This is a genomic window from Yersinia sp. 1252 StPb PI (assembly GCF_048593885.1).
Taxonomy (GTDB): domain Bacteria; phylum Pseudomonadota; class Gammaproteobacteria; order Enterobacterales; family Enterobacteriaceae; genus Yersinia; species Yersinia enterocolitica_E.
Map to the genome: position 1 here is coordinate 1 of NZ_JAZGQE010000429.1, position 788 is coordinate 788.

Genomic DNA, 788 nt, shown 5'->3' on the forward strand with positions numbered 1-788 from the left:
GTCTAAGGTATTACCAGATGATATTGATACAATAATATGTTGGGAAACACCCGGGAATTTTTTACGAAAGATTTATCCTAGAGCAACACTTATTCATGAGATGCCAGGTTTTTTAAGCCGAGTACCTTATCCAGAATTATTTATTTTAGATGTAAATGGTTTATTTAATGAGTCCTGTCTAAATCAGGATGTAAGCTATTATAATAATCAGGATGAAAGGGGGCATAATTTAATTAACTACATCAGAAATGAGCTGTTAACATTCATTTCTGATAATAATCCTTTCGATAAGTCAGAACTTGACCCTTTGTTCAAATTTGACAAACTAATATTACTTCCGTTACAGGTCACTGACCAATATGCATTTTTATCTGAGAGTGGTTACCAATCTCAGATGGCTTTATTAATTGATGTTTTAATGCAAACACCTTTAAATATAGGTGTTGTTGTGACGCAATATACTACAGCATCAACCTCTGACACTGTAATTAATCCATCTAACTTTAAAAGGTTAAAAGAATTATACCCAAATTTAATTTGGGATGCGAGATTTAGTAAGTTAGATAACATTAGTCAATATCTATTGGCTAGTGTCGATGCAGTCGCAACCGTCTCTTCATCGATTGGAATGCAAGCTCTTTTGTGGAAAAAACCATTAATTTCATTGAGAGACAACTATTTATCAAAAATCGCAAGTTATAAAAACATTAAAGATTATGTAGCGTCAAATAACTCCGTAAATGATATTTTAAATGATAAAATCCTTTCATGGTGCCTAACGTATCACC

General features: G+C 32.2%; 1 pseudogene. It reads left to right on the forward strand.

The features are described from left to right. Nucleotides 1-788: pseudogene (locus tag V2A85_RS24100) on the forward strand (hypothetical protein); the annotation flags it as partial.